We start from the raw sequence: 20,441 nt of genomic DNA on the forward strand, positions 1-20,441 counted from the left end.
TAACGCTACCGGTGGTCGGGCGGAATCTGGGCCGTTCGATCCGGGTCGGTGGCTACCGTGACGATCTGCTCCGGGTCGTCGCGGGGCGGGTCTCCGATCGCCGGACCGCGCCGGGCCTCGGCGTGCCGGACCTCCGTGTGCGGATCCTCGGCCTGCGGATCCTCGGCGCGCGGGGCCTCTCCGCCAGGCACGAAGATGCCGGGTGCCCCGGAACCGACGGGTTCCAGGGCACGGCGAAGGATCTCGGCCTCCTCCGCGGACACCGACCCCACGAAGCGGACCAGGGCGGAACCACGATCGTCCGCCGTGCCGAGCGCCTCCATCATCGCCTCGGCCACGACGGCCTCGCGACTGTCGCTGGCCGCGTAGCGATGCGCGCGCGCCGAACGCTGACGCCGCACGAATCCCTTCCGTTCCAACCGTTCGAGCACGGTCAGCACGGTGGTGTACGCGAGATCGCGTTCATGCTGGAGACGGCCGGCGACCTCGCGGGCGGTCAGCCAGTCGTCGCTCGCCCACAACACGTCCATGACCGACCGTTCGAGGTCACCCAGGCGCGCCATGGTGCCAATCCTACGTGGCGTAGAACATTCGTGGAACCGAACGGGGTGCTTCGTTGAGGCCTGTTGCGTCACAGCCACGCGGCAACGGTGCCGGCCGTCGGGGAGGAACCGGGGAGGAACCGGCCTTCCAGCCCCCGATCTGCCTCCCGGCTCCCGATCGGCGCCCGGCTCCGGACCAGTGCGAACCCGCCGGCTGACTGATCCGCCGCCGTTCACGCGGCCCGAATTCCTTTACAAGGAAACATCTTCATGACTTAGGGGACTATCTATCCGCCGAACGGGCTATCCGCCGAACGGGCTATCCATCGAACGGGCTATCCATCGAACGGGCTATCCATCGAACGGGCTATCCATCGAACGGGCTATCCGCCGAACGGGCTATCCGCCGAACGGGCTATCCGCCGAACGGGCTATCCATCAAACAGGATGACGGCCGCAATGGAGGTATCTTTCGGTCCCGCCCCGTGCCGTCGACCGTGGCGCACGTCTCGACAGCGCCGTCGGTAGTGCCGTCGGTCTTGACCATGTCATCGAGCTCACTGCGCTTTGCTCGTCGCCAGGAGAATTGGCTACATACCGTAGAAACCTCTATGCCTCGTAGAGGATCGGTTGGCTCTCGGCCGATTTTTCCCCTCGCGGCCCACCGAAGGAGCTGTGCGCATGGTTCTCGCCGCTGATGCCGTCGACCTTGCCCGCGCCCAGACAGCGTTCTCCCTCGCGTTTCACATCTGTTTCGCCGTGTTCGGGGTCGGCATGCCGTGGCTGCTGATCTACACCGAGGGGCGTTGGGTGCGGACCGGTGACGAGACCTGGCTGGCGCTCACGAAGAAGTGGTCGCGGGCATTCGCCGTGCTGTTCGCGGTCGGGGCCGTCTCGGGAACGGTGCTCTCGTTCGAGTTCGGCCTGCTCTGGCCCGCGTTCATGTCGAAGTACGGCAGTGCGCTCGGACTGTCGTTCTCCCTGGAGGGCTTCGCGTTCTTCACCGAGGCGATCTTTGTCGGGATGTACCTGTACGGCTGGAAGCGCTTGTCGCCGCGCGCGCACTGGCTCACGCTATGGCCGATCGCGATCTCCGGCACCCTGTCGACGTTGTTCATCATCACGGTGAACGCCTGGATGAACGTGCCACGGGGGATCACCGAGGTGAACGGCAAGGTCGTCGCCGCCGAGCCGTTCGCGCCCTTTCTGAGCCCGGGGACTCCGCCCCAGGTGGTCCACATGCTGCTGGCCGCGCTGATGTGCACCGGCGGGGCCGTCTCCAGCATTTACGCGGTCGGCATGCTGCGCGGTCGCCGGGACGCCTACCACCAGCGCGGGCTGCGGATCGGCCTGGCGGTGGTGCTGGTCTGTGCGCCGCTTCAGCTGATCGTGGGGGACTGGGCGGCCCGGATCGCCGGGGCCAACCAGCCGTTCAAGCTGGCCGCGATGGAAGGGCTTTACCACACCAGGTCGCACGCGCCGCTGACCCTCGGCGGGTTCTACGACGACAAGAGCGGCGAGGTCCGCTACGGGCTGGAGATCCCCGGTCTGCTCTCGCTGATGGAGGGATTCAGTACAGATCACGTGATCACCGGTCTGGACGCCGCGCCGCCGGACGAGCGCCCGAACGGCCTGCTGGTGCACGGGTCGTTCGCGACGATGGTCGGGTTCGGTTCCGCGCTGATCGGACTGTCCGCTCTGACTGGTGCCGCCGTCGTCCGCCGGCGCCGTCGCGGCGAGAAGACGCTGCTGCCCACCGGACGGCCGTGGCTGTTCGCCGCGGCGGCCACGGGACCGGCGTCCGCGCTGTCGATGATGGCCGGCTGGGAGGTCACCGAGGGTGGTCGTCAACCGTGGATCGTGGGCGGTCACATGCGGGTTCACGACGCGGTGACGGGCGCCGACGGGGTCGCGCCGATGTTCGCCGGCTCCCTGGTCTTGTACCTGGGGCTCGCGGGTGCGCTGATCCTCATCCTGCGCCGGATGGCCACCGGCGGCCCGGCCGTCGCGGAGATCCGGTCCGGGCGGCCCGCCGCGGGCGTCCACCGCACGGCCGTCCACGGCGCGGGGCAGGCGAGCCCGGCCAGGCCCGGACGGACAACCGATTCCGATTCGCCATCCATCCCGAAGCCGCGACCCGAACCGGCGGCGGTTGAACCGGCGGCGGTTGAACCGGCGGTTGAACCGCCGGTCGAACTGCCGGTCGAACTGCCGGTCGAACCGCCGGTGGCCGGCAGGCGGCGCACCGGCGGCGGTCCCGAGGGATCCCGCGCTTCGGCGCACCCGGGTGAGACAACGGGAACGGGATCCGACGGCACCACCGGTTTCGGCGGGCGGGGAGAAGACTGATGACCAGCGCTGACCTCCTTCTGATCATCATGGTGGTAGGGCTCACCGCCTACGCGCTGCTCGGTGGCGCGGACTTTGGTGGCGGGGTGTGGGACCTACTGGCACGCGGACGGCACGCCGGCGACCAGCGGAAACTGATCTCGGCGTCACTCGGCCCGGTGTGGGAGGCCAACCATGTCTGGCTGATCTTCATCGTGGTGGCGATGTTCAGCGGGTTTCCCGAGGCCTACGGGGTGATCGGCTCCTCTCTGGAGGTGCCGCTGTCCGTGGCCCTCGTCGGCATCGTGCTGCGTGGCGCCGCGTACGTGTACCGGTCCTACGGGGCGGGTGGGGCCGGTCCCGACCACTGGTGGGGGCACGTCTTCGCGGTCTCCTCGACGATCGCCCCGTTCGCGCTCGGGGTGGCCGGTGCGGCTCTGGCCAGCGGTGATCTGTCGACCGACGACCCGTTCGCGCCGGTGCGCAGCCCGTTCGGGCTCGTCTGCGGGGCCTTCGCGGTCGCCGCGACGGCCTTCCTCGCCGCCGTCTACCTCTGCCGGGACGCCGCCTCTTCCCCGGCCACCGCGCACCTGGTGGCCGACTTCCGCCGGCGGGCCATCGGCGGCGCCGTGCTCTGCGGTGCACTCGCCGCGATCCTGCTGCCCCTGCTGTGGGCGGACGCCCCGCAGGTCGCCGGCCGGTTCAGGGACCGCTCGCTTCCCCTGGTAGCCCTGTCCACCCTCGGCGGGATCGGCGCCCTCGTCGCGCTCTGGCGCGATCAGTTCGGTGCCGCCCGCATCGCGGCCGGTCTCGCCGTCGGCGCGATGCTCTGGGGCTGGGCGGTGGCCCAGTACCCGGACCTGGTGGTCGGGCAGGCCACGGTGGACACGGCCGCGGCGCCGACGACGAACATCCGGGCCATGCTGTTCGCCATCGCCGGCGGTCTGGTGGTGCTTGTGCCGTCCCTGATGATGCTGTTCCGGCTGTTCTCCCGGCCGGAACCGGCGGAGTGATCGGGCTGGTGCAGTGATCGGGCCGGTGCAGTGATCGGGCCGGTGCAGTGATCGGGCCGGCCCGCCGCGGCGGTGGGCTACGGTCATCGCGTGACCTCTGCCCCCGCTCAGGCGCCGGTCATCGCGGGTGAGTCGCTCACCCGCCGGCAGCTCGTCGTCGAGGTCTGGCTCGTGCTCGGGGTCTCCTTCGCCACCTCGGCGCTGTTCGCGGTCATCCGCTACGTCGGGGTGCTGACCCGGCCGGGCCCCGTCCGTTCCCAGGTGGCCCGGCTGAACACCTCGGCGGCGCCGGGACGGCCTTGGCTCGACCTTGCGCTCCAACTCGCCGACCTGGTCACCGGGCTGGTGCCAGCGCTGCTCGCCGTATACCTGCTGACGAGGCACGGAGGCGGACCGCGGGCGATCGGCCTGGACGGTCGGCACACCGGTCGCGACGCCGGCCGGGGAGCGGCGATCGCGGCCGGGGTCGGCGGGCTCGGCCTGGGCCTCTACCTGCTGGCGTGGCACAGCGGGGCGAACCTCACCGTCGCGCCCTCGGGCCTGCCGGACGTGTGGTGGCGTGTACCGGTCCTGGTCCTCAGCGCGGCGCAGAACGGCCTCGCCGAGGAGGTCATCGTCACCGGGTACCTGCTGGTGCGGCTGCGTGAACTTGGTGTCGCGGCCAACCGGGCGCTGGCGGCCAGCGCCCTGCTCCGCGGTTCCTATCACCTCTACCAGGGGCTCGGTGGGTTCACCGGTAACCTCGCGATGGGCCTGCTGTTCGGCCGGATGTTCCAGCGGACCGGCCGGGTGCTGCCGCTCGTCATCGCCCACGCACTCATCGACACCGTCGCGTTCGTCGGATACGTAGCGTTGGTCGGAAAGATCTCCTGGATCCCGGCGCCGCGCTAAGGTTACGGGTGGGGAAATAGAGATCGTCTGATGGGCATACGATGCGTATCTCAACGGTGTATCGCGGAGGCGGTGGATCGTTCGAGGACGTCAACGTCGGCGGGTTCGGGGCGCCGGAAGGCCATGGGGCGCCGGAAGGCATAGCCGTCGAGTGCCTGCCGCGGTACGGCTGGTCGGGGAGGACCGATGGTCAACGGAATCCGCGAGATCGAGCGCAAGTTCTCGGTCGAACCGACCTTTGTGCTCCCGAAGTTGGGGGAGGTTGCGGGCGTCGCCACCGCGCGCACCCGCAAGACCGTCAGCCTGGAGGCCGTCTACTACGACAGCGACGATCTCCGATTGGCCCGTAACAAGATCACGATACGGCGTCGGACCGGTGGGGCGGACGCCGGATGGCACCTCAAGCTGCCCGTCCGGGTGGGGGAGCGGGACGAGCTCCAGCTCCCGCTCGACGCGGGCGTGGGCGTGGGCGTGGGGGCGGAGGGCCCGCGGTACAGCCCTCCCGCGGAGTTCGTCGATCTGGTGTCGGTCCATCTGCGCGGCGCCGAGCCGCGGCCGGTCGCCAGGCTGCGGACACTGCGGACAGCGCGCCGACTGCGGGACACGGTCGGAGTCGACCTGGCCGAGGTCGTCGATGACCAGGTCTCCGCGCAGACCCTGGGGGAGACGACGGTACTGAGCAGCTGGCGGGAGATCGAGGTCGAACTCGTCAACGGCGGGCCCGAGGTGCTCGACGAGGTCGCCGGTCTGCTCACGGCCGCGGGCGCCACCCCGGCGGCGGACTCCTCGAAGCTCGCGCGGGTCCTGGGTGAGGCGCTGGCCGCCGGCCCCGGGCCGGACGTTCCTTCGCCGCCGCGCAAGCCACGACGCGGGACGCCGGCGGGCGAGGTGGTACGGGCCTACCTGATCGAACAGGCACGTGCCCTGCTCGCGGCCGATCCGCGGGTGCGGCTCGACGAGCCCGAGGCGGTCCACAAGATGCGCGTCGCCTGCCGTCGGGCCCGCAGCACCCTGCGGACGTTCGCGCCGCTGTTCCCGCCCGAGAGAGCGCTCTTCCTGGACGGCGAGCTGCGGGACCTCGCCGGCGCGCTCTCCGGCGCCCGCGACGCCGAGGTCCAGGCCGCCTATTTCGAGACCCGCCTGGCGGAGCTGCCCACCGAGCTGGTCGCGGGGCCCGTGCGCAAGACGGTCACCGCGCACCTCGGCGCCGGCACGGCCAACGGCCGGGCGGAGGCGTTGGCCATGTTGCGCAGTGACCGGTACTTCGCGCTCGTCTCCAACCTGCTCACCCTACTGCGGGGCCCGCTCACCCCCGCGGCGGCCCGTCCGGCCGGCAAGGCCCTCCCCGATCTGCTGCTCGGCGCCGACCGGAAGCTGGCGAAGAAGGTCCGTGCCGCGAGCGCCCTGAAGGCCGGCTCGGAACGGGACGAACTGCTGCATTCCGCCCGCAAGCAGGCCAAGCGGTTACGGTACGCGGCGGAAGCCGTCGCACCGCTGTACGGGAATGACGCGGCGCGGCTGGTCGAGCAGGCCCAGATCGCGCAGGAGCTGCTCGGAACCCATCAGGACGCCACCATCGCGCGCAGGCTGCTGGGGGACTGGGGGACGGCAGCGCAGGCCCAGGGCGCCCCCACCGCGTTTACTCTGGGTGTCCTGCTGGGCCTGGAGGAGTGCCGGGCACGCATGGCGGAACGAGACTTCTTCGATGCGTGGCCCGCGATCTCGGCAGCCCGGCACCGTCGCTGGATCCGCTGACCTGAGGCCGTGCCGGGTGGGCTCTGCCGTGGTCTGACCGATTACCTCCTCCGCGTCACCCATTCGTGCGCCACATCCGGGCCATCGGGCGCACGACCATCCGCCACGGGTCGGCGCGCTCGGGAAATCCCTGTCAGCTCGACGGATTGCGGGACGGGACGGGTGGAGCTGCCGGCGGCCGGACCTGCTGCGTTGTTCTGTGACCGGGGTATGAAGTGGACTTCCTTGCCCGGAGGACTCCCGCGAAGGCCTCCGTCCGTGTAGCGTCGTCCCTGGCCGGAGTTCGGCGGTTCGCGTCTCAACCGAGGCGCGGCGGAACAACGTCAGGGGCTCTTGCAGCTTCCTGATGTTCGGCCCGGGGCCCGCGCGGTGCGGGTCCTGACTGCACCAGCAGGGAGAACGGCACGTGGCTCAGGGCACGGTGAAGTGGTTCAACTCGGAGAAGGGCTTCGGCTTCATCTCCGTGGACGGCGGCGGTTCCGACGTCTTCGTTCACTACAGCGCGATTCAGATGGACGGTTACAAGGCACTTGAGGAGGGCCAGCGGGTCGAGTTCCAGGTGACCCAGGGTCAGAAGGGTCCGCAGGCCGACGCCGTCCGCGTCGTCTGAGCCACGAGAGACTTCAACGGTCAGCCCGCCCAAGGGTCCTCCTGGGGCGGGCTGACCGCTTCTCGACTTCTCGATCAGTTCGATATCCGACAGTTCGGTGGAAGGTATGTTTTTTCCGGCTGATCTCGATCGTTTTCTCGGGCCGGAAAGCGCGGGGCGTTCATCGGTTCCCGGATGGCGTGGTTCGCGGCCAAAAGCTTAACGCCTGATTAAAGGTACAGCCAATCCTGCACGAGAAGTTCGGCGATCTGCAGGGTGTTCAACGCGGCGCCCTTGCGCAGGTTGTCCCCGCAGAGGAACAGCGCGACCTCGTGCGGGTCGTCCGGCGACTGCCGGATTCGGCCGACCCAGGTCGGGTCCGTTCCGACGACGTCGGCCGGGGTCGGGAACTCGCCGGCTGACGGATCGTCGACGACGGCGACGCCGGGAGCGTTCAGCAGCACCGTGCGCGCCTCGTCCGCGGTCACCGGCCGGGTGAAGCGGGCGTGCACCGCGACCGCGTGCGTGGTGATGACCGGCACCCGCACACAGGTAGCCGACACCCGCAGATCCGGGATACCCAGGATCTTGCGGGACTCGTTGCGGACCTTGAACTCTTCCGAGGACCAGCCGCCGTCCTTCAGTGAACCGGCCCAGGGCACGACGTTGAGCGCCAGCGGCGCCGGGAAGGGGCCGAGGCCGTCCTCACCGATGGCCTTACGCACGTCACCGGCGGTCCGCCCCAGCTCGCGGGTGCCACCGACGACGGTGAGCTGGTCGTAGAGGGCGTCGATGCCGGCCTGCCCGGCGCCGCTCGCGGCCTGGTAGGAGGCCGCGAACATCGACTCCAGCCCAAACGCCCGGTGCAGAGCGCCGACCGCAACGATCATCGACAGGGTGGTGCAGTTCGGGTTCGCGATGATGCCCCGCGGCCGCGTGGGGATCTGGTCGGCGTTCACCTCCGGCACGACCAGCGGCACGTCGGCGTCCATCCGGAACGCGCCGGAGTTGTCGACCGCGACCGCGCCGTGGGCCGCCGCTACCGGTGCCCACCGGGCGGAGACCTCGTCGGGAACGTCGAACACGGCCACGTCCACGCCGTCGAAGACCTCCGGTGCCAGGGCCTGGACGACGACGTCCGCGCCGCGCACCCGTACCGTCCGTCCCGCGGATCGGGCCGAGGCGATCGGCCGGATCTCTCCCCAGATGCCGGGGCGTTCGTCGAGCAGCGACAGCATCACCGTGCCGACCGCGCCGGTCGCCCCCACCACTGCGAGCGTCGGTCGCCGGCCCGCCTCGTTGCTCGTCACGATCCATCCTCCTGATTCGCCACTGTGCCGCCGCGGCGTGTCCAGCTGCCGCGGTGTGCCGCCGTCTCGAGGACCCACGACGTCGCCAACGTCATCGTCCGGTTCCCGCGTACACGATCGCCCCGCCGTTCGGGTCACCCAGGTCGAAGGCGCCGTGCACGGCCCGCACGGCGAGCGGGAGGTCGGTGTCGCGCACCACTACTGAGATGCGAATCTCAGAGGTGGAGATGATCTCGACGTTGACCCCCGCGTCGGCGAGGGAGCCGAAGAACCGGGCGGACACCCCCGGGTGCGACTTCATCCCCGCGCCGATCAGCGACAGCTTGCCGATGTGGTCGTCGTAGAGGGTGCGCTCGAAGCCGATCTCGCTTTGGACCTTCGTGAGCGCGGTGAGCGCGGTACGTCCATCCGCCTTGGGCAGGGTGAACGAGATATCCGTCCGCCCCGACCCGGCGACCGAGCCGACCTGAACGATCATGTCCAGGTTGACGTCGGTGTCCGCCACGGCCCGGAACACCGCCGCCGCCACCCCGGGCTTGTCCGGGCATCCGACGACCGTCACCTTCGCCTCGCTGAGGTCGTGCGCGACCCCACGGATGATGGCCTGTTCCACGAGCTGTTCCTCCGGAATCTCGGTGACCCACGTGCCCGGCTTCGCAGAGAAGGACGATCGGACATGCACGGGGACGCTGTAACGGCGGGCGTACTCGACGCACCTCAGCATGAGGACCTTCGCGCCGCACGCCGCCATCTCCAGCATCTCCTCATAAGAGATCGTGTCGATGCGGCGGGCGTCGGGGACGATGCGCGGGTCGGCGGTGAACACGCCGTCTACATCGGTGTAGATCTCGCAGGCGTCTGCTCCCAGCGCGGCAGCGAGCGCCACCGCGGTCGTGTCCGAGCCGCCTCGACCGAGCGTGGTGATGTCCTTCGTGTCCTGGCTCACACCCTGGAAGCCCGCGACGATCGCGATGGCGCCGGAGTCCAGGGCGGCGCGGATCCGCCCGGGGGTAACGTCGATGATGCGCGCCTTGCCGTGCACCGAGTCGGTGATGACTCCGGCCTGGGAGCCGGTGAACGAGCGGGCTTCGGCGCCGAGGGTGGTGATCGCCATGGCCAGCAGCGCCATCGAGATTCGCTCACCGGCGGTGAGCAGCATGTCGAGCTCCCGGGCGGGCGGAAGCGGCGAGACCTGTTCGGCCAGATCGAGAAGTTCGTCGGTGGTGTCACCCATCGCGCTGACCACCACGACGACGTCGTTGCCGGCCCGCCGGTTCTCCACGATTCGCTCAGCGACTCGTTTGATGCGGTCCGCGTCGGCAACGGAGGACCCACCGAACTTCGCGACCAAGAGCGCCATGGCAGCCAGGTTACCGAGCGCGGCCGCTGACCGAGCGCGGCCGCCCGTCGCCCTTGCTCGGCGGCCTTGCCCGGATCTGGTCCGGTGTCCCTTTTCCGCCGCCGGGACGATGTCGCCCCGGCGACGGGGTGCTGGGCGTATTCCTTCCGGTGTGCCAGGGTGATGACATCCGCACGACCGGCTCACCCGTATGACCGACTCACCCGTACGACCGGCTCACCCGTATGACCGACTGCGACGCACGCGGTCCACGCGATGGTCCCCGACGCCGAGGACCAGCTCAGGAAGGACGATCCTCAATGGCAGTCAGCCTTGCCAAGGGCGGCAACGTCAGCCTCACGAAGCAGGCCGCCGAGGCCGGCACCCCCCAGCTCACCGCGTTGAACGTCGGGCTCGGATGGGACGCCCGCACGACCACCGGGACCGATTTCGACCTGGACGCCTCTGCCATCGGCGTCCGGGCGGACGGCAAGGTCCTCAACGACGGCTACTTCGTCTTCTTCAACAACCTCGCGTCCCCCGAGGGGGCGATCACGCTCACCGGTGACAACCTGACCGGACAGGGCGAGGGGGACGACGAGTCCGTTATCATCAACCTTGCACTGGTTCCAGTCGACATTGACCGGATTATCGTTCCGGTTTCCATCTACGACGCGGTGAACCGGAACCAGAACTTCGGCCAGGTGCGCAACGCCTACATCCGCGTGGTCGACCAGGGCGGAAACGAGCTGGTCCGCTACGATTTGTCCGAGGACTACTCCACCGAAACCGTCGTCATCTTCGGTGAGGTCTACCGCAACGGCGCCGACTGGAAGTTCCGCGCCGTCGGCCAGGGCCACAATGACCTTGGTGGTCTGGCTCGTGATCATGGCGTCAACATCTGAGCTACCCGAGCGGATGCGTGCCTGGCAAGTAGTCGCTCCCGGGCCGATGAGCACCCGCCCGCTGCGCCCGGCCGAGCTGCCCGTGCCCCGGCCAGGGCCGGGCCAGGTTCGGGTCCACGTCGACGCCTGCGGAGTCTGCCGTACCGATCTGCACCTCGCCGAGGGTGATCTCCCGCCGCACCGACCGCGCACCGTGCCCGGACATGAGGTCGTCGGACGGGTCGACGCGGTTGGCGAGGGGGTGAGCGGCGTGCGCACCGGGGACCGGCTGGGCATCGCCTGGCTGGCCTCGACCGACGGGACCTGCGGGTACTGTCGGCGCGGAGCGGAGAACCTCTGCCCGGCCTCGACCTACACCGGATGGGATGTCGACGGCGGATACGCCGAGTACGCCTGCGTGCGCGCCGACTATGCCTACCGGCTGCCCGACGGCTACAGCGATGCGGAGCTTGCCCCGCTGCTGTGCGCCGGCATCGTCGGCTACCGGGCGCTGCGCCGGGCGGAGCTGCCGCCCGGCGGGAGGCTCGGCATCTACGGGTTCGGCGCGTCCGCCCATCTCGCCGCCCAGGTGGCGATCGCACAGGGCGCCACCGTCCACGTGATGACGCGCTCGGCGCGGGCCCGCGAGCTTGCTCTGGAACTCGGCGCCGCCTCGGCGGGCGAGGCGTATGCCGCACCGCCCGAGCCGCTGGACGCGGCCGTGCTCTTCGCCCCGGTGGGTGACCTGGTGCCGGTGGCGCTCGCCGCGCTCGACCGTGGCGGCACGCTGTCCATCGCGGGCATCCACCTCAGCGACATCCCGCCGCTCGTTTACTCCGACCATCTGTTCCAGGAACGGTCCGTACGCAGCACGACCGCCAACACTCGCGCCGACGGTGAGGAGTTCCTGGCGATCGCCGCCGAGCACCGGCTCGCGGTGACCGTGTCGCCCTACCCGCTGTCCGCGGCCGACCGGGCCCTCGCCGACCTCGCCGCCGACCGGGTCACCGGCGCGGCCGTGCTGCTGCCCTGACCGTTTTGCCTGTCCTGTCGGTGCCGGGCCTTCCTGCCGATGCCGGCCCTTCCGGATCTGGTTCGTAGATCCGGAAGGGCCCGGGATCCGGAAGGGCCCGGAGGTTTGGCGACCTTGCCGGGGGATGCGCGCTGAGCTTCCGCGTTCAGTCGCCGCGGGTCGCGAGTCGGCGCAGGAGTAGGGTGCCCGCGGTGGTCAGTACGGCGGCCGTCGCAATCTCGCGCGGCAGGCGGTGTCGGGCCTCGTTCTGGATCGCTTCGTGGAAACGGTCGAACCGGCTCGGCCAGGGACTCACCCCGACGAAGTACCGGCCCACCTTGTCGGTGTCCGGTAGGCAGGCACCGGTCATGCCGGCGAGGACGGCGAGTCGGCGCCCGGCGGGGGCGGACGCCGTCAACAAGGCCATGGCCGCGAGTCCCGCCACGCCGTCCTTGCGTGCGATCGGCAACCATTCCGGCTCGGTGTTCGGACCCGTTCCCCAGTGGGGCAACGCGTCCATGACCAGGTGTGAGACGAAGCCGGCGGCGAGGGCGGACACCGGGTGCCGGATCGCCATGCCCACGAAAGCGCCCGCCCCGACATGTGAACTGATGATCATGCTTCAGGACCTCCTGGTGGCAGACGGACGGCAGAGCGTTCGCCGGGTACCCCCTACCCTGACGTCCCGATTGGAGGATGCGTACCGCGGGGTGATGGTGGGGCCTTCCGGTGGTCACCATCAGTGGTCGCCCGGTGGTCTCCGTGTTTGGGGGCGCGGGTACCACCGCTCCCGGGATCGGATCCGGGTGTCCGATGCTCGCGCGAAGGTGCGCGCGGACGCCGTCCCACCTTTCTCTGGATGCTCTTGCTGCCGCCCGTCTCGATGCGTTCGTCGATGCTCCGGCCGATTCCCACGCCGACGCGCGAGCCGACGAATTCGTCGAATGCCCGCGCAGATGCTCGGGCGAATGCGCATCATGGGTAGATCGGCGCGCCTCGTAGCATCTGGGCGCGTAGCGGAGCGACTCGGCGGCAATCCATGGATGAAGGGCTGCTGTAGCGTGAAGGAGATAACTCAGAGTGATCAATTTTGAGGTTTGGGTGGCGTTGGTGCGGGAAGCTACCGGGATGTCCTCCGGTGAGGATGGCGGTTCGCCGGGCGGTCCGGGGCACCGCGGCGGCGTGGGTCCGGGGCACCGCGGCGCTGGAGACCTGAGCGGTGTGGATGGATAGGCGCGTCCGTGATCTACGCATGTGCCACCTACCAGCCGTCTGCGACCTGGCCACGCCGGTGCCGTCGGGGGTGGTCGTCTCCGTCGCGTGGCGGCTGGAAGGGGCCGGGCGGATCATCGGCGGCATGGTGCCCCGCGGCCATCCGGGGGCTGGCCCGCAGGGTAAACGGGTCCTGCACGGTGAGGGGATCTGGGCGGCCGAGATGTATCCGCGGGACCGGGAGATCGCGGCGGAGGCCGACCTCGTCGAGCCGGGTTCGGCGGCCCGGCCGGTCCGGCTGGTGGTGCACGGCTCCGACCGGGACATCATCGGCTATCTGGATCAGCCCTGCCTGCCGGCCACCCGACTCGCCCGGCTCACGACCGGGCTGCGCCGGGACGCCCGTCAGGTCAGGGTCCGGGCGGCCGGGCGGGTCTGGTGGCTACGGGCGACGAACGTCTTCGGAGTACAGGTCGTCCGGGATCCCGAGGTACGGATCTACCGCACCAGAGGATTACACGCCGTGTTCAGTGCCGAGGCCGACCACCTTGACGTCAGCGTGGTCCTGCTGGCCCTGGCCTCGATTCCCAGCTCGGCTTATGCCCCCATCCTGGGGTTCTAGCGGCTGCAGCGGCCCCGGCGGACCCGGTGGCGGACCGGCGGACCCGGTGGCGGACCGGTGGAGCCGGGTGGCTTCGGGGTGGGACCGGGTGACAGCAGGCCGGGGTGTCAGGCGCTGACGACGCGGCGTCCCTCGAAGGCGCGTCCCAGGGTCACTTCGTCCGCCCATTCGAGGTCACCGCCCATGGGCAGGCCGCTGGCGAGGCGGGTGACCTTCAGGCCCATCGGAGCGATCTGCCGGGCCAGGTAGGATGCGGTGACCTCACCCTCGGTATTCGGATCGGTGGCGAGGATCAGTTCGGTCACCGTGCCGTCCGCCAGGCGGGCGACGAGTTCCCGGATGTGCAGGTCGTCGGGACCGACACCGCCGATGGGATTGATCGCGCCCCCGAGCACGTGGTACCGCCCCCGGAACTCGCGGGTGCGTTCGATCGCCACGACGTCCTTGGGTTCCTCGACCACACAGATCGAGCTCGGATCGCGGCGGGGATCGGAGCAGATCCGACACAGTTCCGACTGCGCCACGTTGAAGCAACTCCGACAGAACTGGACCTTCTCCTTGACCTCGGTCAGGGCGGTGGCCAGCCTGCGGACGTCCACGGGGTCGGCGGCCAGCAGATGAAACGCGATCCGCTGGGCACTTTTGGGACCGATGCCGGGCAGCCGCCCGAGCTCGTCGATCAGATCCTGGACGATGCCCTCGTACACCGGTGCCGCCGGTTGTCAGCCGAGCCCGGGAAGGCCCGGGCCACCCGGAAGCGGGCCTCCGAGGCCGCCACCGGACAGCAGGCCACCGAGTCCACCGAGTCCACCGAGTCCGTCGGCGCCACCCGGACCTGCCGGGCCGCCCGCGCCGAGGCCACCGGTGATCGCGTCCATCCGGTCGGCGGCGAGCTTGTGGGCATTCGTGGTCGCGTCACGGACCGCCGCGAGGATCAGATCCGCGAGCGTCTCAGTGTCCTCGGGGTCGACCGCCTCGGGGCTGATCGTCAGATCGACCAGTTCCCCGCCGCCGTTGACGGTAGCGCGGACCAGGCCGCCGCCGGCCGTCCCGTCCACCCGGGCGGTGGCGAGGTCCTCCTGGGTGGCGAGGATCGCGGCCTGCATCTTCTGCGCCTGTTCGAAGAGCTGCCCCAGCGCCCCGCCCCCGGCGGAGGCCCCACTCCCGGCGCGGTTCTGTGGGTTAGACATGTCGATGAGCCTACGTCTCCTTCAACCGGACGAGATCTGTTCCTTCAGCCGGACGAGATCAGCCGGACGAGATCTGTTCGATGATCGTGGCACCCAGTCCGCTCCGTAGCAGGGACACGGCGGCCTCCTCGCCCCCGCGGGCCCCGCCGGGACCGGACGGGACGGCCTCGTCGTCGAGGGACGGCTCGTCCTCGCGCCGCGGACCCGGCTCGTCCCCGGCGGGAGGTGCGCTGGCAGCGGCGGCGACCCCGTTCGCCGGTCCGGGCGACGAGCCGTCCCGGCCCGTGGCGGACCAGGGCCTGTCGCCCTCGGGGCCGGGGCCGCCCTCGGGGCCGGGGCCCGGGCCGGTGGAACCGTGCCCGGCGCCGTGGGAGTCGCCGTGTTCGCGGGGGTCGCCGTGTTCGCGGGGGTCGCCGTGTTCGCGGGGGTCGCCGTGTTCGCGGGGGTCGCCGTAGCCGTCCGGGCCGCGGCCAGGGTCTGTCGTGCCGCCTTCGGTTCCGTCGGTGGAGCCGCCGTAGCCGTTCCCGGTGTCGGGGGACAACCCCGCCGGTCCGCGCATCTGGCCGGGCATGGCTCGGGGGGATCCCGGCGAGACGGCGCGGTTCTCGGCGCCGACGGGCGGATCCAGCCGCGGGCCCCAGGAGGGGCCGGAGGATTGTCCTGCCGGGCCGGCGGGCCGTGCCGGTGCCGGTGAGCGGGATGCTCCCGCCTGGCCGGTGGGCCCGGGGGCTCCGCCCGAGCCGGCGAACCCCGAGGCCTTGGAGGGACCGGGCGGGCCGGAGTAGCCACCGCCGCCCGGACCGGGACCCGCTGCGGGCCGCCCGCTGCCGCGACCAGATCCGCCCGCGGGAGCGACGGTGACCCGCCAGGTCCCGCCGAGTCTCTCCGCCAGCACCGTACAGAACAGCTCGGCGTTGTTCCCCTGCCCGAACATCCGGCCCATCGTCGGGGTGGCGAAGGCCAGCACGACCTCGTCGCCCCGAACGTCGGCAACGGTCGCGTGATCCTTCAGGATCGCATGCGTCTTCCGGCTGTGGCGGCCGGCGAGCGCGAGAAGCTCGTCCCACAGCATCCGCAGGCCGGCGGCGTCGATCCGCCCGGTCCCGGGCGTGCCGGCCGTGCCCGGAACACCTGCCGGGCCCGAGGGGCGATCACCCGACGTGAACGCGGGACCCGGCGAACCAGGCTGGGGGCCCGCCGCCGGTCGAGACACCGGTCCGGTCCGAGCGGATGCCCGGACTGCCAGCGGCATGGGCTCCGGGTCCGCGGCGGGCGGGTGGACCGGCGCGGGAGCCCGGCCGACCGGCAGCGGGGCCGGGGGGCCCGGCTCCGGTTCTTCCCCGCCGAGCACGGCCCGCCGTTCCAGCCGCTCCAACCGGGTGAGCAGCGCGGCCGGGTCGGTCGACGCCGTGGGCAGCAACGCACGGGCCATGATCAGTTCCAGTATCAGCCGTGGGCTCGCCGTCCCCCGCATCTCGACCAGGCCGTTGTGCAGGACGTCCGCCGTCCGGGACAGCTCGGCGGGGCCCATCCGGGTGGTCTGCGCCCGCATCCGGTCGATCTGGTCGGGGGAGAAGGATTCCAGCAGGCCGCGGGCGTCCGCGTCCGGAACGGCCGCCATCACGATCAGGTCGCGGAACCGGTCGAGGAGATCGGTCGCGAACCGGCGCGGGTCGTGACCGGCGGAGACGACCTTGTCGACCACGGTGAACAGGGCCGCGCCGTCGCGGTCGGCCAGCGCGTCGACGGTCTCGTCCAGCAAGACGCCGTCGGTCATGCCGAGCAGCGCCACCGCCCGGTCGTAGCGCAGGCCGTCGTCGTCCGCGCCGGCCAGCAGCTGGTCGAGAACGGACAGCGAGTCGCGAACCGATCCGGCGCCCGCCCGCACGATCAGCGGCAACACGGCTGGATCGACGACGACCCCCTCCCGGGCGCAGACCGACGCCAGATGTTCGCGCAGCACGCCCGGCGGAACCAGCCGGAAGGCATAGTGGTGCGTCCGGGACCGGATGGTCGGGATGACCTTGTCCGGTTCGGTGGTGGCGAAGACGAACTTGAGGTACGGCGGGGGCTCCTCGACGACCTTCAGCAGCGCGTTGAACGCCGCCGCGGTCACCATGTGCGCCTCGTCCACCACGAAGACCTTGAACCGGGCCGACGCAGGGGCGAAGAACGCCCGCTCGCGCAGGTCACGGGCGTCGTCAACGAGACCGTGCGACGCGGCGTCGATCTCCGTGACGTCCATCGAGGCGCCCGTCCGGATGCCCACGCACTCGTCGCACACCCCGCAGGGTTCAGGGGTCGGGCCCTGGACGCAGTTCAGCGAGGCGGCGAGGATCCGGGCGGAGGAGGTCTTGCCGCAGCCCCGGGGGCCGCTGAAGAGATAGGCGTGGTGCAGCCGACCGGTGCGCAGGGCCTTGCGCAGCGCGTCGGTCACGTGCTCCTGGCCGACGACCTGAGCGAACGTCGCGGGACGGTAGCGGTTGTACAACGCTGTGCTCACTGACCTGCTCCGCGTGCTCGACGAGACGATCGGCGAAACGAGAGGACCCCCCGCACACCCGCCAGAGCCCGCTTACCCTTGCTGCCTTCCGGCCCTGGGGGGGTTCACGAGGGTAACGCCGCACGAGGGGTCTGCTGTGCAGTCTAGCCCGTGATGGACGATCATGAATTCCGAGGTCTGCCGGGCGGCACGGCGGCAGGCCCGGCGCCCGGCCCCGCAACGATCAGATAGTCTCATCCACGGAGGATTCGCCTAGTGGCCTAGGGCGCACGCTTGGAAAGCGTGTTGGGGGCAACCCCTCGCGAGTTCGAATCTCGCATCCTCCGCCGTTTCGCTGTATTCCGGCAATTATGGTCAAGGCTCCTGACCTGGGCGGATTCCGGGTCGGACACAGGGTCACCATCCTCCGATGATCGTTGTGAGAGTCCCGTGAGAGTCCGGCGTGTGCGGGGCACCGCGGTAGCCACCGCCTCGGCGGCCCGCTGGCCGGACGACCGCATCAGGTGGACGTAGAGGTTGCCGGTGATCGCGGTGGAGCTGTGCCCGTGCCGCTTGGACACCAGCGTGATGTCGACACCGTTGCATGTGAGCGTCCAATGGTGCTCTCATGCCGCCTTGCCTCTCGGCGAGGCGCCCCGAGTCTGATCGGCCGAAGCCGCGCTCGGTTCCCGCTTCTTAGCCACCTGCCCGCTTGCGCGGGTCTTACGGTCGTCTCCACGGGCGTTTACCGTCTCCGACGCACTGGCGGCGACGAGGTTGTGCAGGTTGATTGCGGCGTTGTGGTCGCGGTCGAGTACCAGTCCGCAGGACTGGCAGGTGAACGTGCGCTCGGACAGCGTCCGCAGGCGCGCCCCGCGCGGCGATCGCGGAGGGAGGCCGGTGGTCTCCAACGTCGACCGCGCTCGACCGGTACACCCGGCAGACCGACCTCCGCAGGAACCACCCGCTCCGCAACGTGGCGATCCGACCTGCCCCTGCACGACGTCCAGGACGCCGCCGGCCACGCCGACCCGCGCACCACTCAGCGGTACAACCGCGCCCGGCACCCCGCCTACGCCCTCGCTGGACACCGCGCCGGCTGACGGTCACCGCTGCCGTGACACTCTCTGAGCTCGCGGTGCTGGATATGCCCGTCCGTAGGCTCTGAGGAGGGCTTCCCGCTCCGCCGGAGTCGCGCCGCGAAGCACCACGATCAGCCCCAGCAGCCAGACACCGCGGTACAGCGCCTCGGGTACCGCGGTCATCAGAACGATCAGAAACACGGGGTTCCTCCCTTTAGCCAGACCACTCCCTTGTGGAGCGGACCGACCGAGGGCGACCCACATCCGTTCATATCGACGATCATCCGGCTACGGCAAATTATTGATCTTGAAACATCAAGATCTATGATCTTCTATTGATTGACCCGCTATGTGACTGAGATCACGCGATTGGGGGCCGGGGCTGCGGGTTCCGGGCCGGATTCCGGTTCGGGACGGAGCGGCGAATACGCCTTCCCGTCCGTGTCCATCGCAGCGAACACGTTGACCTTGTGACGGATCAGCCCGGCGCGGGCGTACAGGTCATCCATGGCTGTTGCCTTCCTGGAGGATCGCGATCAGGCGCGCTAGGTCATCGCGGGACATGTGCTTACGGAGAGCGGCAGCGACCGCGGTAGGCGAGGAGACGACGATCCGCGGGTGCCGCCAGCCCATTTCCCGCGCGGCGGCATTTGCGGACATCTGGCCACCGACGACCCTCGCGGCCAGATCTGCGGCCTCGGGATCCGTTACTGCATCTGCGCGTCGCACACCGACGCCGTGACGCTGCCCGCCCGCTATGGGCAGAACGGGCGCCGCCGCGGTCCCTATGGCCGCGGAGCACGCGGTAGGCATGCAGAAAGGCGCGGCTCAGACGTTCGTTCCGGACGTCAGTGCCGGGCGTTGCGCTGCCGCGACCGGTTCGCCGAGTTCCCGGACCGCCGGCATCGTTCCCCAGCGGGCATCCAGGGTGCGCCAGGTCTTCGCGGCTGGTCCGACGACCCACGAAGTCCGCTGGTCTCCGACCGCCTCCAACGCACTGCGCGTCGCAGCGGTGGCCCGTTCCGGGTCCGGTTCGGCCCGGTGCAGGTAGCTGCGGGCGAGGGCGTTGTAGGAGCCGCCGAGGTTCGCCGACCGGCCGCTTCCGAGGTAGGCGTCGACGGCGCGCTGCGCGAACTTCTCGGAGGCCGGGTCCCGCAGGGTGGCGAGGATCGCCGCTGTCTGAGCCACGGCCTGGCCTTCATCGATGCGGACCTCACCGGGCATGACGGGTCCGTTCCACAGGTGGTCCCACATGTCGTCTAGCGCGGCTCGCGCGGTCGACTCGTCGCCCCCGCGGGCGGCGGACCGCGATTCGCAGGCGGCCAGCATGGGCCGCGCGTAGGGGTGCGCGTCACGGCGCCGCTCCGCGGCCACGCTCCGCGCGCGATGCGGATCATTCCGGAAGTACGCGAACGAGCTGTCCGACCGCGGCGACGCAGTCGGACAGGAGCCGGTCGCCGGCTTCCTGGGCGTGCTGACCGGCAAGATCGAGATAGGTGTCGGAATCCTCCTGCGCGCCGAGGTCGTTGGCGGTCAACGCGAGATAGATCGCGTACTGGCCGGCGCGGAGGTCCAACGTGGTCCGGGTCTTCCCTCGCACCCGGCGATCGAGCATCCGCTCGACGGCCATCCACTCCCGTTCGGCTTCGGCGGCGAGCTCGGCCGGCGGGGTGACGATGTAGGCGCGGGCGATGCGGTTGATGTTCGCCTCGATCTCCCGCAGCGTCGGGGGGCGATGGCGGCGGCGGCCGCGATCCGTCCGGAGATCTGGGCGGCAACGGCAGCGGCTCCGAGCAGGCCGACTGTTCGGCCAGGACGTCGAGCACCGCGAGGCCCTGAACCTCAGCGACGAGCAGGTGAAGATCCTCACCGAGGAGTGCACCCGCTACCAGGGCACCGCCGACACCAACGTCCGCCAGATGGCGCGGACCGTCGCGCTCGTCCACCACCTCCTGTACGGCGGCACGCTGCCCGCGACCGAGCAGATGGAGGAGATCGACCGCCAGCTCGTCCAGTGGGCGGCGCTCGCGCTCGAACTCGCCCGCGCCCAGGTCGCCGGCACCTACCACGGGATGAAGGCCCTCACCCCCGACCAGCTCACGCAGCGCGCCGCCCTCCACCAGGGCGGCGAGCTCCATCCCCCGCGAGCCCTCACCGCCCACTGATCCCCACCGCATCCACCCGCAAGGA

General features: G+C 70.5%; 19 protein-coding genes, 1 tRNA gene, 1 other RNA gene and 2 pseudogenes. 11 read left to right on the forward strand and 12 right to left on the reverse strand.

Annotated features, from left to right (window positions below; translation table 11 throughout):
- Positions 1-5: 5 nt before the first annotated feature.
- Positions 6-563, reverse strand: a complete 558-nt coding sequence (locus tag BMG523DRAFT_RS06070; RefSeq protein WP_023840127.1) for a BlaI/MecI/CopY family transcriptional regulator — start codon at positions 561-563, stop codon at positions 6-8.
- Between the two features lie 660 nt (positions 564-1,223).
- Here BMG523DRAFT_RS06070 and BMG523DRAFT_RS06075 point away from each other — a divergent pair.
- From BMG523DRAFT_RS06075 to BMG523DRAFT_RS06095, 5 genes are all read left to right on the forward strand, one after another.
- Positions 1,224-2,891, forward strand: coding sequence for a cytochrome ubiquinol oxidase subunit I (locus tag BMG523DRAFT_RS06075; RefSeq protein WP_043590609.1), 1,668 nt, complete (start codon positions 1,224-1,226; stop codon positions 2,889-2,891).
- A complete protein-coding gene (locus BMG523DRAFT_RS06080) occupies positions 2,891-3,883 on the forward strand; it encodes a cytochrome d ubiquinol oxidase subunit II (protein ID WP_043590611.1) in 993 nt (330 codons plus the stop codon). The genes BMG523DRAFT_RS06075 and BMG523DRAFT_RS06080 overlap by 1 nt, the downstream gene beginning before the upstream one ends.
- A gap of 90 nt (positions 3,884-3,973) precedes the next feature.
- Complete coding sequence (locus BMG523DRAFT_RS06085) at positions 3,974-4,774, forward strand: CPBP family intramembrane glutamic endopeptidase (protein ID WP_232234979.1); 801 nt, start codon at positions 3,974-3,976, stop codon at positions 4,772-4,774.
- A 186-nt stretch (positions 4,775-4,960) separates the two neighbouring features.
- A complete protein-coding gene (locus BMG523DRAFT_RS06090; RefSeq protein WP_011434727.1) occupies positions 4,961-6,529 on the forward strand; it encodes a CYTH and CHAD domain-containing protein in 1,569 nt (522 codons plus the stop codon).
- 406 nt (positions 6,530-6,935) lie between these two features.
- On the forward strand, positions 6,936-7,139 hold the full coding sequence (locus BMG523DRAFT_RS06095) for a cold-shock protein (RefSeq protein WP_009740954.1): 204 nt from the start codon (positions 6,936-6,938) through the stop codon (positions 7,137-7,139).
- A gap of 209 nt (positions 7,140-7,348) precedes the next feature.
- Here the strand turns inward: BMG523DRAFT_RS06095 and BMG523DRAFT_RS06100 are convergent, their stop codons facing one another.
- A complete protein-coding gene (locus BMG523DRAFT_RS06100) occupies positions 7,349-8,428 on the reverse strand; it encodes an aspartate-semialdehyde dehydrogenase (protein WP_011434728.1) in 1,080 nt (359 codons plus the stop codon).
- 91 nt (positions 8,429-8,519) lie between these two features.
- Complete coding sequence (locus tag BMG523DRAFT_RS06105; RefSeq protein ID WP_011434729.1) at positions 8,520-9,788, reverse strand: aspartate kinase; 1,269 nt, start codon at positions 9,786-9,788, stop codon at positions 8,520-8,522.
- A gap of 299 nt (positions 9,789-10,087) precedes the next feature.
- Here BMG523DRAFT_RS06105 and BMG523DRAFT_RS06110 point away from each other — a divergent pair, with 299 nt between their 5' ends.
- Positions 10,088-10,672: a TerD family protein gene (locus tag BMG523DRAFT_RS06110; protein ID WP_011434730.1), complete on the forward strand. Its 585-nt coding sequence runs from the start codon at positions 10,088-10,090 to the stop codon at positions 10,670-10,672.
- Positions 10,673-10,685: 13 nt separating this feature from the next.
- On the forward strand, positions 10,686-11,684 hold the full coding sequence (locus BMG523DRAFT_RS06115) for a zinc-dependent alcohol dehydrogenase family protein (protein WP_011434731.1): 999 nt from the start codon (positions 10,686-10,688) through the stop codon (positions 11,682-11,684).
- A gap of 145 nt (positions 11,685-11,829) precedes the next feature.
- On the opposite strand, the gene BMG523DRAFT_RS06120 is transcribed toward BMG523DRAFT_RS06115, so the two are convergent.
- Positions 11,830-12,282: a hypothetical protein gene (locus tag BMG523DRAFT_RS06120; RefSeq protein ID WP_011434732.1), complete on the reverse strand. Its 453-nt coding sequence runs from the start codon at positions 12,280-12,282 to the stop codon at positions 11,830-11,832.
- Between the two features lie 606 nt (positions 12,283-12,888).
- Here BMG523DRAFT_RS06120 and BMG523DRAFT_RS06125 point away from each other — a divergent pair.
- Positions 12,889-13,497: a hypothetical protein gene (locus tag BMG523DRAFT_RS06125; protein ID WP_023840124.1), complete on the forward strand. Its 609-nt coding sequence runs from the start codon at positions 12,889-12,891 to the stop codon at positions 13,495-13,497.
- 107 nt (positions 13,498-13,604) lie between these two features.
- On the opposite strand, the gene recR is transcribed toward BMG523DRAFT_RS06125, so the two are convergent.
- The 4 genes from recR to ffs all read right to left on the reverse strand — a co-directional run bounded on the left by recR (position 13,605) and on the right by ffs (position 17,325).
- Positions 13,605-14,204 (reverse strand): recombination mediator RecR, encoded by a 600-nt coding sequence (gene recR, locus BMG523DRAFT_RS06130; RefSeq protein WP_011434735.1) that lies wholly within the window; start codon positions 14,202-14,204, stop codon positions 13,605-13,607.
- A 15-nt stretch (positions 14,205-14,219) separates the two neighbouring features.
- Positions 14,220-14,687, reverse strand: coding sequence for a YbaB/EbfC family nucleoid-associated protein (locus tag BMG523DRAFT_RS06135; protein ID WP_043590613.1), 468 nt, complete (start codon positions 14,685-14,687; stop codon positions 14,220-14,222).
- Positions 14,688-14,745: 58 nt separating this feature from the next.
- Positions 14,746-17,190, reverse strand: a complete 2,445-nt coding sequence (locus BMG523DRAFT_RS06140) for a DNA polymerase III subunit gamma and tau (RefSeq protein ID WP_043590615.1) — start codon at positions 17,188-17,190, stop codon at positions 14,746-14,748.
- A gap of 38 nt (positions 17,191-17,228) precedes the next feature.
- An RNA gene (gene ffs, locus BMG523DRAFT_RS22715) (signal recognition particle sRNA small type) lies at positions 17,229-17,325 on the reverse strand.
- 106 nt (positions 17,326-17,431) lie between these two features.
- Between ffs and BMG523DRAFT_RS06145 the strand changes: the two genes are divergently transcribed.
- Positions 17,432-17,516, forward strand: a tRNA-Ser gene (locus tag BMG523DRAFT_RS06145).
- Positions 17,517-17,795: 279 nt separating this feature from the next.
- On the opposite strand, the pseudogene BMG523DRAFT_RS22725 reads toward BMG523DRAFT_RS06145, so the two are convergent.
- Positions 17,796-18,029, reverse strand: a pseudogene (locus BMG523DRAFT_RS22725) (zinc ribbon domain-containing protein); the annotation flags it as partial.
- A gap of 108 nt (positions 18,030-18,137) precedes the next feature.
- On the opposite strand from BMG523DRAFT_RS22725, the pseudogene BMG523DRAFT_RS27255 reads away from it, so the two are divergent.
- A pseudogene (locus BMG523DRAFT_RS27255) lies at positions 18,138-18,272 on the forward strand (integrase); the annotation flags it as partial.
- A gap of 3 nt (positions 18,273-18,275) precedes the next feature.
- Here the strand turns inward: BMG523DRAFT_RS27255 and BMG523DRAFT_RS25220 are convergent.
- The 3 genes from BMG523DRAFT_RS25220 to BMG523DRAFT_RS25835 all read right to left on the reverse strand — a co-directional run bounded on the left by BMG523DRAFT_RS25220 (position 18,276) and on the right by BMG523DRAFT_RS25835 (position 19,881).
- Complete coding sequence (locus BMG523DRAFT_RS25220) at positions 18,276-18,452, reverse strand: hypothetical protein (RefSeq protein ID WP_023840122.1); 177 nt, start codon at positions 18,450-18,452, stop codon at positions 18,276-18,278.
- A 627-nt stretch (positions 18,453-19,079) separates the two neighbouring features.
- Positions 19,080-19,625, reverse strand: a complete 546-nt coding sequence (locus BMG523DRAFT_RS25830; RefSeq protein ID WP_023840119.1) for a hypothetical protein — start codon at positions 19,623-19,625, stop codon at positions 19,080-19,082.
- Between the two features lie 19 nt (positions 19,626-19,644).
- Positions 19,645-19,881 (reverse strand): hypothetical protein, encoded by a 237-nt coding sequence (locus tag BMG523DRAFT_RS25835; protein ID WP_051623784.1) that lies wholly within the window; start codon positions 19,879-19,881, stop codon positions 19,645-19,647.
- Between the two features lie 61 nt (positions 19,882-19,942).
- On the opposite strand from BMG523DRAFT_RS25835, the gene BMG523DRAFT_RS06160 reads away from it, so the two are divergent.
- Entirely contained in the window at positions 19,943-20,416 is a 474-nt protein-coding gene (locus BMG523DRAFT_RS06160) for a hypothetical protein (protein ID WP_011434739.1), read from the forward strand.
- The last annotated feature ends 25 nt before the right edge of the window (positions 20,417-20,441 follow it).

This window comes from Frankia sp. BMG5.23, from assembly GCF_000685765.2.
Lineage (GTDB): Bacteria > Actinomycetota > Actinomycetes > Frankiales > Frankiaceae > Frankia > Frankia casuarinae.

What these genes read in the sequence shown, in the direction of transcription:
- BMG523DRAFT_RS06070 (WP_023840127.1), bottom strand. Translation starts at nt 563, where the DNA reads ATGGCGCGCCTGGGTGACCTCGAACGGTCGGTCATGGACGTGTTGTGG.
- BMG523DRAFT_RS06075 (WP_043590609.1), top strand. Translation starts at nt 1,224, where the DNA reads ATGGTTCTCGCCGCTGATGCCGTCGACCTTGCCCGCGCCCAGACAGCG.
- BMG523DRAFT_RS06080 (WP_043590611.1), top strand. Translation starts at nt 2,891, where the DNA reads ATGACCAGCGCTGACCTCCTTCTGATCATCATGGTGGTAGGGCTCACC.
- BMG523DRAFT_RS06090 (WP_011434727.1), top strand. Translation starts at nt 4,961, where the DNA reads ATGGTCAACGGAATCCGCGAGATCGAGCGCAAGTTCTCGGTCGAACCG.
- BMG523DRAFT_RS06105 (WP_011434729.1), bottom strand. Translation starts at nt 9,788, where the DNA reads ATGGCGCTCTTGGTCGCGAAGTTCGGTGGGTCCTCCGTTGCCGACGCG.
- BMG523DRAFT_RS06110 (WP_011434730.1), top strand. Translation starts at nt 10,088, where the DNA reads ATGGCAGTCAGCCTTGCCAAGGGCGGCAACGTCAGCCTCACGAAGCAG.
- BMG523DRAFT_RS06115 (WP_011434731.1), top strand. Translation starts at nt 10,686, where the DNA reads ATGCGTGCCTGGCAAGTAGTCGCTCCCGGGCCGATGAGCACCCGCCCG.
- BMG523DRAFT_RS06120 (WP_011434732.1), bottom strand. Translation starts at nt 12,282, where the DNA reads ATGATCATCAGTTCACATGTCGGGGCGGGCGCTTTCGTGGGCATGGCG.
- BMG523DRAFT_RS06125 (WP_023840124.1), top strand. Translation starts at nt 12,889, where the DNA reads ATGGATAGGCGCGTCCGTGATCTACGCATGTGCCACCTACCAGCCGTC.
- BMG523DRAFT_RS06135 (WP_043590613.1), bottom strand. Translation starts at nt 14,687, where the DNA reads ATGTCTAACCCACAGAACCGCGCCGGGAGTGGGGCCTCCGCCGGGGGC.
- BMG523DRAFT_RS25835 (WP_051623784.1), bottom strand. Translation starts at nt 19,881, where the DNA reads ATGGCCGTCGAGCGGATGCTCGATCGCCGGGTGCGAGGGAAGACCCGG.
- BMG523DRAFT_RS06160 (WP_011434739.1), top strand. Translation starts at nt 19,943, where the DNA reads ATGCGGTTGATGTTCGCCTCGATCTCCCGCAGCGTCGGGGGGCGATGG.